The organism is Caballeronia sp. LZ024, from assembly GCF_031451455.1.
In the GTDB taxonomy this organism is placed as follows: Bacteria; Pseudomonadota; Gammaproteobacteria; order Burkholderiales; family Burkholderiaceae; genus Caballeronia; species Caballeronia telluris.
The window spans coordinates 125456-135657 of record NZ_JARUXL010000005.1; the positions used below are offsets into that span (position 1 = coordinate 125456).

Consider the following 10202-nt stretch of genomic DNA (forward strand, 5'->3'; position numbering starts at 1 on the left):
GCGAGCGTCCTTTTTTTCTCCGAAAGACGATGAGTTTTGTGCGCCATTGCACTGTTTACTACTCGCGAGACGACTCCGCGACAACTACCGCTGCGCAACGCTATCCGGATAGCGGCACTTTCTGGAAATGAGGCACGAAAAGATATAGCTTTCGTTAATCCGCCAGCACTCGTTTGTTGTAGATGCCTTCACGGGGTGGTCGTCATACCAGGGTCGAAGTAGCAGAAAAGCGGAATCGGTATCGGCAGCTTTTCGACAGGACATCCTTCCAATGCCGACCTAGCGGCTAGCGCGGATCCTACCGAACGCCATCTAGGTTGGTTGCGCGGCCAACGCTTCGTCGGCTGGCAGGGGCTACCCGCGTATCGCGTCCCAAAATCACCAAAAAGTGTGCCGAAAAAGGGGGGGTTCACTATCCGGCACACTTTGTAACAGAGTACTTACCTTAAGAAATCAAAGGCTTAGAAAATGACACTTATCCAAGTAGCGCTATCCGGATAGCGTTGCCATCAAGCCATCGAGGGCCTTGCTACAAACGTTTCATGCTTAGCGATTCACGGAGCGTCGTCAATAAGCTGGCTGCCTCCGAGTAGGCGAGGAGGTCGCCCCCCTCACCCCTCACAGATCCGGACGAGCCCAATTAAGGCATCCGGTTCCTCATCATGCAGATTCGCTCACGGTTTGGCGTAACGACGGACAATCCGAGGGTGCGGTAACGGGAATAGGGTGAGTATTCGCATGAAGGCAACCCATGGCATAGAGCGTTCGTTCGACCTTCGCGACAACCACTTACGCCAGATGCGGGCGACGTGATTCCGCAGAGTCGCCAGGCGCTCGAAATTGCCGCTGATGCCAAAGTAGGCGTAGTGCCCCTTAAGCATTCGACTCAGACGCTGGTGCTGATCGCGAAGCGGCCGGGTCCGCATACCACGGCAGACACGGCTGACTGCTTTGAGCGTACGCGCGACGCGGTCTTTGGCGGTCAATTGCCGCACCATCGCACGGCCCTTCTCCGAAGTCACCCACACGTGAGTGAATCCAAGGAAGTTGAAGGTCGTGGCCAGCGGCTCTTGGTGGTCATCGTGCCCGGATTGGGGTTTGAAGCGGAAATCAACCATCTGGGTTTTGTCCGGATGTAACTCGAGTCCGTACTTGCCCAATCGCTTGCGCAGCACCCGCAAGACGCGCTCGGCATCGTCCTTGTGCGCAAGGATCACGACAAAGTCATCCGCGAAACGAACCAAGGTGCTTGGCCCACGAAGGCGCGGTTGCACCTCAGCGGCAAACCATTCATCCAAAACATAATGCAAGAACACGTTGGCCAAGCAGGGCGAAATCACCCCGCCTTGCGGAGTGCCGAGCTCCGGATAAGACAACTGCCCGTTATCCAGCACGCCTGCTTTTAACCACTTGTCGATCAGTCGTCTGATTACGCCATCGGTGACTCGTCTGGCTAGAAGCTCTCTCAATCTGACTTGGTCGATGCTGTCAAAGTATTTCCGTACATCAACGTCAAGCACCCACTGTCCACCGCGATACATAATCCCCTTCCACACGGACCGCAGCGCCTCGTGAGCACTGCGACCGGGTCGGAAACCGAAAGAACAGTCGAGAAAGTCGTGTTCATAGATCGGCTCCAGAAGCATAACAATGGCGCGCTGCGCCACCTTGTCTTCGAAAGCGGGAATGCCGAGCCCACGAAGACTGCCGTCCGCCTTGGCGATGAAATGCCGACGGACTGGCAGCGCGCGGTATCGGCCTGACTTGAGCCGGTCGACGAGCCCAAGAAGATTCTGCGTGAGATTGACTGCATAATCCTCTCCGGACTGACCGTCAACCCCGACTGCACCATCCTTGCGCGTACAGTCGTAGGCATACCTCACCACACTCAAAGTCGATGTAATGATTTAACGAGGTGAACGCCATCTCGGGATCACTTCTGGCCAGCATGGCTATTCGTTCCTGTTTCGTTGACACGCTTTCAGGTTTCAAAGCACCTCCGTGTTTCCCATGAACGATTCTGCACCAACGACGCCCCCCTTCCCATCGACCGGGTCCGCTTGAGCGGCGTTCCCCGGCGTCATCGGTACTACGAGGGCGCTAAGACTTCCTGTGCCGAATACGAAGTCGCTTATGGATTCGCTTCTTCGCTCCAATCCTTCTTCTCCACGTTTTGCTCCCTGCAGCGGAGAGTTCCGCAGGGTATGGCCCTGTTTATATCGCCCCGCGCCTCAGGGCCACGTAAGATTGGTCGAACCCAGGACCTCCCAGGTTCCTGGGGAATCCATCCTCGTACCTTTGCCCTCTGCTCTCGGACCCCGGTTGGTCTGACGGGCCTCACCATTACGGCTCGCACAATACTGTCCCCACAATTTGAAAAATGAAGACACTAACGGTTGCTTCATATCGAGGCTCAATCACACGGCTTCAATACCCGCTGCCTACGCTTCAAGTAGTGCGTTACCGCACTCGCATGCAAGGCTCGCTTCCGGCTGGTGGTTAGCCTTTACCGGGAGGGCGTCGAACCCTCTGGACTCCAATGACTGGTTTCTGTCACCTACGACTTCCCCCAATCCCAGGCTTCGCCTGGCGCTATCAAAAGCGAAGCGCAAAACCTATGTCGTATAAGGTGTCGCGTTGGTCAACTTGGTAGAAGCTAAGTGCTTCGCAGTATCCGCTCTTTTCGCCTATTAATTAAGTTTTCCTAATGACGTGTCGAGCTCCCAATAAGCTGCGCAGTCCAGCAATGTGCTCCCGGATCTGAGCGGTAACCGGCGGCCGATCTCTGGCGCGCTCCGGTTCGGCCGCGAATCGAGGCGTCTGACCGAACGGCTGCAGATCGGCTTCGGTGGCCACACGGATTTGCCCGCGTGCTCGAGCCATAGCGAACGCCTCCTTCCATCCTGCCGCCTGGCGACCGATGCCCTCGTCGAGGGTGTAGACGACCATATTCTCGCCGTCGTGATCGATCACGTACTTGCGCTGGCCGGTGGCATCGACGAACGTCTGTCCGGCGCTCTGGCGGGCCAGATGTTCGGCTTCCAGCGTCCGGGTCAGTCGCGAGAGCTCTTCGGCCTTGGCATCGATCCGTTGGCGGAGCTGTTGAGTAAAGTCCACCGTGCTGCGTAGAAGGCTGCGCAGGTAGTTGATCGGTGCCTTGGCGAGCTTGAGGTGGTCCCACGTAGCCTCGACAACATCGGAGAGACGCTTGCCGTTCTGCCGTGCTTCGCGCATGAGTTTGAAAATCAAGAAATCAAAAAACCCCAGGGACCGCAAGCGTTGGAGGTCCTCAGGCACTTGGCCCGGTTGTCTCTTTTGAAAAAGAGCAGGGCTTAGATCCTTATATATTCCACCGTCTGCCAACTTGGCAGACGGATGCTCAACGGAAGCCTGCGCGGGCGCAGGAAAGGGCGTCTGGAGTTCTTCGGTGAGACCGAGAAGGCCCGCCGCGCGCTCAGTGAGATGGATGTATGCACGGCCGAAGAGACCGGCTTCGACGTAGCGCGACTGGGCACGACGATCGATCAGTCCGGCGGCCTCGAGGTCATCGAGGCTCCGATAGAAGGTGCGCATGGACTGCAGCGCGCGACCCGTGAGGAGCTCGCGGCGGGCGAAGATGGCGGCGAATGGCTTCGCAGCGTCGACGGTACGGGCGAGGGCCGAGAGAACCGCGCGCGCACGCGGAGGGATCCCTTCGATATGGGCGGCCCGGAATGCAGCACGGAAAATGACCCAAGGTAGATTGGTTGAGTCACAGCGAAAAGCGGTGAGGGCGGCCGAATCTTCGGGGTGTGTTTCACCCTCGCCAGCAACGTAACGTTGCGCGATAGACATGTCGAGCGGTCCATTTCTCAAAATGGTGGATTACGCTTGACTGCCGATCTCGTTCCGTTACACTCCGAGTTGCTAGGTGCTCGTTCCGGATTGGCGTCCGGGAGTGCCAACGGGTGAGGCGGCTTAGCCAAGCCCATTTCAAAAGCCTCCGGTTGCCGCCGGAGGCTTTTGTCTTTCTAGCGTGTTAGGTCATCTTTTGTGCTCACCTTTCGAAGTCTTGGCTTGCCGACCAAGAGCTCGATTGCTAAGTGGTTGATTTCATTGACCCGCCAACTTGGCGGATCAACGCCCTTTCAGCTCTGCTTCGATAAAGTCGTGAATGCGCTGCGCCCACGCGTCAGCGTCTTCGCCGCCCTTTTCAGGGAAATTTACGCCTACTACGCCGTTTCGCGAGGTGATCTGGCAGACCGGCAATTGGCCGCGTTTGATTACTAGCGCCGGCTTTCTTTCTGACTTCTCTTTCTTTACCGCGACGTGCGCCACTGCTTGCGCCTGGGTGAAAGTTTCACTCTCGACGAGTTTGCCGACTGCCTCGATAACGAGTGCTTCACGACCTTCTCGCGCTGCCTTGACCAGTTGCTCGACCGCTGCGCTCCCAAGCCGCTCCGGTCGTTGCGCCAGCGTTTCTTTCGCTGCCTCGGGGAGAAGATCAAACTTCATGATCCGACGCACATGTGTGTCGCTGATCCCGGCCGTCTTCGCCAGCTCTTCCTTGTTGATTCCGGTCTGTTCTTGGAGCGTCTTGAATCCCCAATACTTCTCGAAATCGGACAGGGCAGGGGAGAGCAGGTTTGAGAAGAGGGCGGCGTGCTCGATCATCGACTCGTCGATGTCGAGAACCATCGCATCAATCTCTTCGCGGCCTAGTTCCCGATAGATGGCTGCCCGGTTGTTGCCAGCGACAATATCGAATTCGCCGTCGAGGCGACGCGCTACCGTGATTGGCTGGGCGAGGGGGTAGCGTTCGAGATTCGCTTTGAGTTCCGCATATTCTTCAGTCGTGAGTTTGCGTCGTCGACCCTCCACCTCGTGGAGCTTGGCGACCGGGAGACGGGACGGGGCTCTCTCTTGAAGCGCCTTCTTGAGCTGTTCAATTTCTTGTTGCTGGCTATGCACTCGACCTTGCAGGCCGATCAACTGACCTGGTGCGGTGCGCGGGGCAACCGGCGGGAGAGGGCTGGCGGGCGCGTCGTCCTCGTCGAGATTGATGGAGCGAGCCTTGTCGCGTTGCCTAGATGCTGTTGACATGAACTTCACTCCTTTTCCCAGAGGTAGCAAGCCTTGCTGTCGACGAGATCGACCACCTGATCGTAGGCCTCCCGGATACGGCGAAAGAGCGTGGCGTTGCCGTCGTAGCTCGGGAAGTCATACACCGTCGAGAAGTCATTGGTGGTCGTCCGAGCAATCTCGGTGTCTGGGATCTCCACCGGCAGCACGCGGTCGCCATAAGTGCTGATGACCCAGTCTCGAACTACCGAGGCGTTCGAGTTCGACTTGTCCTTCATCCGGGCGACGAGGATGTCGATGAACTCGAAATGCTTAGCGTCTTGAGCGGATTCGCCAAACTGTCGCATGCCCGAAACCATGTCCGAGAACAGTGACCAGAACTGAACCATCGATGCGAAGGAAAGCGTGTCCGGCATCACGGGAACAATCACGCCGTCTGCCGCAAAGAGCGCATTTATCGTCAAATAGCTGAGCGTCGGCGCGGTGTCGATGATGATGTAGTCGTACTCTTTCTTCAGTCCGGAGAGCGCGTTGTTCAGAACGTTCCAGAATTTAGCGTCCGGCGACGAGTGCACCCGTGCGGGCAGCATGAACTCGGCATTGAACAGGTCGGTAGAGGAGGGGATCAGGTGTAGATTGTTCCAGTAGGTCTCCTGTGGCAGACCTGACATGTCGGGTGTCTCGCCATTGACGTATGCTTCGACCACAGGAAGGATCGTCTGATCGCCAGTCACCTCCGCATGTGGATTAATGCCATACAGTGTTGTGGCACTTCCTTGCGGGTCCATGTCAATATGCAGGACCTTGCGTCCGTGCCGAAGGGAAAGGCCTTGCGCCAGAACCATTGATGTCGTGGTCTTCGTCACACCCCCCTTGAAATTGCCGATCGCAATGACCTTGCCGTCTTTGCCTTCTGGACGTGGCATTGGCTTACGTTCAGCTTTCACCCACTGCATTGTCTCGGCGAGACTGAAGGAGCGGGCGCCACCGGGCTTGTCCTGCTTGCCACCCGGCAACTCTCCCTTCTTAATCAGGTACGAGAAGCGAGCCTTGTCGATCCCGCACAGCTCCTGTAACTTGCTGCTGGGAAAGAAGGGCGCGATCTTTCTCGGCCATGGCTGCAGCATCTGAGTGCGGATGCGTTCGAGCATTCGAGCGCTACGGCCGGCGAGGTTCACGAGGTCATCGGGCGACACCTCAATCGGAGGGGTCGCAAGTTTGATGTCCATGTGGTTGCCCATTTGGGTTTTCTTCCTGTTTTGGTAGTTTCCCCTCGAAACCGTAGAAAAGCCGAAATCGAGGAGATTCGAACTGATCCGGAGCCTAAAGCGTAAACGGGGTTAGCGCAAGTAAACTTTGACGCGCCAGACGTAGACGTGGCGGGCCACCTACGGTCGAACCTCGAAAAAGCTTTAACGCAAGCAGGGGTCGCAGCCGTGAAACATTGGTGATGATTTCTGCTCGTGTTGCAAACGGTTTATTTTCAACGATTTAGCTCAGTTTTGATGCGGATGTTCCACGCAAAAACGTGCGCCATCCTGGTCAGATCCCTCTCCGGGCCTGACTTCAGCCACGCGGCCGCGTGGAAAATTGCAAACAAGGACGGCGCGTAACAAACGATACGGGATTAGTAATGTTTATTACTTATTGATGCTATGAACGGTCAGATCGCGGGCCGCGTTATGGCACTCGTGCCGGGGTAGAGCAGAACACTGTACTTCCATACACTTCTTCACCTACGCGATGTCCGCGCTGCCAGAAGACATTGAAGAAATCCACCCGTCCCTGTGGCGAGCCAACCAACTTGCCAGTCAGGTGAGCGCACTGTCGCCACCGGCGACGACCGTCTCACGGCGAACTGCCCGGCGGCGGTTAGCTGATGGGCTCGCTTACCGAACGGCTGGTTCAACAAACGGGCATTGGAGAAACCGGTTGCTAGAGCCTGCGCTGAAGGCGGCGTCGAAGCGAGCGGTCGTGTTCATCAAGCCGCTGCATGTTCCGAACGCGCTGGGACGTTCCTATCTCAGCATTCCGCTCGAGAAGATCATGCTGCTCAGGTCTGGCAGCACTGCGGATACGCTCTGCACCTCGGAGCAGGTTTTTGAAAACGAACACCTGCGGTGCCGTCCTACTCTGGCAGGAGCACATCCGTGCCGAGTCGCTGCGCCGTCTAACTCTGCGCGCGCAGTCATCCGAGTCATTGCTGTATGTCGTGCGACCGCTTGCGGCCCAACAAGACGCATCCCCGCGTCGCTGCGACTTGCGACCCGTCCGGCGACCAACGGCGTGCGGGTCAGCATTGTTAAACGGAAACGTCCGATCGGTGTTGATCCGTTCGTGTGGTCCTCGAGCTGTCGCGGATCCTGCTCAGTCCGCATGGGCGCTCAACCAACCCGTCCCGCGTTCTCGCGCCGGCCGCAATGTAGTCATTGCTTGCTTCGACGGCGATCTCGTGACATGTCGCGAAAACTTCAGCGCTTTGAGCCTGTCGGCGTAGAGGAGGGCAGGGCGTTCTGGAGAAAGTATCGGAAATCCGGACATCGAACGCGTGCTAGCTGGCCTTGTAGCCCCGGAATGTGTAGCTGCGGGTGGCTCAACCGACCGTGACCGCTTGGGTCGTTCCCCCGGGTTAACCATGATTCATCCTGAGGCCTTGCATACGGGAGAGGACAGCATTCGTGCGATTGTCGTTAAGAACCCATATGGCGAGAACGGTCCACATTTGATCCCGGCTGATCTGATCCTTGATCGCCTCGGTACCATGTTGACGTCCGAAACGTTCGAGGGAAAGGACTCAGAATTCACATCTGCAAGCGTCCGGCGGCCGTACGGCCAGTTAGGCGTCAGACTACCGAAGGAGATTCAACCATCTGCAAACGCGAGACCCCGGCCGCAGCCGCTTCGTCGGGCGTCATTTCGGTCTCGTAGCCGTGCATCATCGTCAGGTTGCCGTGGAAGTCCAAGTCGACGATGAGCGTCTTCAGGCCGCGGAGGGAAAACCGGCAGGCGAGGTTGCCAGCGATGGTTGTTTTTCCGACGCCGCCTTTAGGGGCGTAGACGGTTGCAACGTTGCAACGACCTGCTTTCCAGTGCGTCCCTTTGCCCCAGACTTCCTAGTCGTGCGGTGCCGCGCCTCCATGAAATGCGGTGGGATTTCGGGCTTCATTCGCCCAACAAGATGATGGCAGGCCAACGATAATCGGGCGAAAAAGGAGAGGTAAAGATGTCCACCCTTGCTGGTATGCCTATATCGCGCGATCCTCTGGCGCTCGCAAATCTTTACAACGCTGGTCTGGGCCGGAATTGGAAAAATCAAAGAGAAGCAGTCGCTGCAATGGCCCGGTTCACGCCGAAGGTCACTCGCGAGGCGCTCAACCGAGCGGTCGCGGTGGCAAAGCTCCCCGCAGAAGTGATTTCGCTTTTCGACGTAGCGGGGCTCTGGCCTGAGACGGCGAGGTCTCTCGTTGAACTGCTTCGAAAGTACGGACCGACAAAGCTTCAGGATCGAGCGACGGCAGTCGATCGGACCGGAAAAAGTTGGAACGAAATAGTTGATCTTCTCGATGGACGGGAACCCGTCCCGCCGAAACGGCCGGCCAAGATCCCACCGTTGGCACTGGCTGCTGAATACCAGCGGGGTCTTGCGAAAGGAAGTTGGACGTCACTCAGGGCAGCGTTGGATGCTCGCAAAGATTGGAAGGCTTTTCGCCTATCACAAGCAATAGCAATATCGAACCTGCCACCTGAGGTATTAGAGCTTTTTAAATCTCGGCCTCTAACTTACAGACTTGGCGTGACGCTGGTTCAACTCCAAAAAGCGATAGGGACAGAGGAGCTTGCCGCGCGTGCGACCGAAATGTTGGGAGTGCCTCGCCGCCGCTCGACCGATCAAATCGTCGCCGCTTTGTTGAAAGTCAGGCTAAAAGGAGAAGGAAACGTACGGGTCCGTCGCGAAGGATCTGATATGGTATTCGAGTTCAAAGTGCCACTCAGCGAACCGGACCAGTTGGTTTTCACGGCCGAAGAAATGGCTGCTCTTATAGAGATGTCTATCATGACGTTGAAGGTCAAGATGCCAGACGCAAAACGCAAAACTAAGAAGAAGCCTGTCTAAGCGTAAAGTCGACATACTGAATTTTTTCCGGCCGTTTGACTGCACGAACGCCATTAAACAATCGAAGCACCGGCGAAGGAATTGCCGATACGGTCAGCTCGTCGCGCTGGAGAAACTCCGCCTCCTACTGAACAACGAACGGATCGCTAGCGGAGAGCAGTGGCGATGTCGCGGTCGCCTCGAAAAAGCGCTTCATGGCCGGGTAGAGAGCAGTTCGTGATCGGTTTGGCCGTGCGAACAATGGCAACGAGCGTCTTTTGACGTCGGTGTCGCTTTCGGCCGCCTCGCGACGAAGGGGGCCAATATACCGAGTGTCGGCAACGCGGGAACCAGTCCCCTACGGGGCAGGCAAGGGGGATCGCGGGCGAGGCCGCGCGCTCCCACATAGTCGCCGAACGCCGTCACGACGGCGGGGCCGACTGGCACGAACCGTTCTTTCGAACTCCTTGCCCACGGCGAGACAGGATAGTCGACCCAAGTTCGACTCCGGCGTCGCGCATGCTGATACCGTCGTTGAAAGCGCAGCACAATTTCGAATGGCGGAGACCTGTGTTGTGCGCCAGCACAAGCGCGAATCCTATGCGCGCCGGCGGCGGCCATGTCGGGCAGAGCGTCCAACACGGGCGGGGTGAAGATCCACGCTACATTGGTGTGGCTCCGCGCCATCTGGCTCCGCGGCTTAGCGGCGCGCGCCGCTTATTTCCCGCGTCGTCGTGATGGCGGCGGAGGAGCATCTTGATCTACTTCGTGAACGCGTCGTTGTCGAGGTACTGCGGATTGACCAGATCGTCGAACAGTCTTTCAGGGCCGCGAGCGCATCCTGCCGGCGTTTACCCGGAATCTTGGCGGCAAGGAGGGCGCGCTTCGAACGTTTTCCTCGCGGACGTGCATAGTCGCTGACAACTTGAGCCGATCGACGCGAATGTCGGTAAGCGCGCGATTTCGCACACCTAGCTTGCGTTGTTAAGAAGGCTCACGATTGCGTCCGCAACCTCACTTTGCGGACGCAATCCATGACAGAAGATGA

General features: G+C 57.4%; 5 protein-coding genes and 1 pseudogene. 1 reads left to right on the forward strand and 5 read right to left on the reverse strand.

Annotation, left to right across the window (positions count from 1 at the left end):
- Positions 1 to 674: 674 nt before the first annotated feature.
- From ltrA to QCE48_RS29940, 5 genes and pseudogenes are all read right to left on the reverse strand, one after another.
- Entirely contained in the window at positions 675 to 1883 is a 1209-nt protein-coding gene (gene ltrA, locus QCE48_RS29920) for a group II intron reverse transcriptase/maturase (RefSeq protein WP_309788891.1), read from the reverse strand.
- Positions 1884 to 2694: 811 nt separating this feature from the next.
- Positions 2695 to 3834 carry a Replication protein O gene (locus QCE48_RS29925; RefSeq protein WP_309788892.1) on the reverse strand — a complete coding sequence of 380 codons (1140 nt, stop codon included), beginning with the start codon at positions 3832 to 3834 and terminating at the stop codon, positions 2695 to 2697.
- A gap of 282 nt (positions 3835 to 4116) precedes the next feature.
- Positions 4117 to 5082: a ParB/RepB/Spo0J family partition protein gene (locus QCE48_RS29930; protein ID WP_235021333.1), complete on the reverse strand. Its 966-nt coding sequence runs from the start codon at positions 5080 to 5082 to the stop codon at positions 4117 to 4119.
- Between the two features lie 5 nt (positions 5083 to 5087).
- The gene (locus QCE48_RS29935) at positions 5088 to 6290 is read right to left on the reverse strand and encodes an AAA family ATPase (protein WP_087633854.1); all 1203 of its coding nucleotides are present in this window, start codon (positions 6288 to 6290) and stop codon (positions 5088 to 5090) included.
- Between the two features lie 1614 nt (positions 6291 to 7904).
- Positions 7905 to 8120, reverse strand: a pseudogene (locus tag QCE48_RS29940) (ParA family protein); the annotation flags it as partial.
- Between the two features lie 164 nt (positions 8121 to 8284).
- Between QCE48_RS29940 and QCE48_RS29945 the strand changes: the two are divergent.
- Positions 8285 to 9175 carry a hypothetical protein gene (locus tag QCE48_RS29945; protein WP_309788893.1) on the forward strand — a complete coding sequence of 297 codons (891 nt, stop codon included), beginning with the start codon at positions 8285 to 8287 and terminating at the stop codon, positions 9173 to 9175.
- Positions 9176 to 10202 lie beyond the last annotated feature (1027 nt).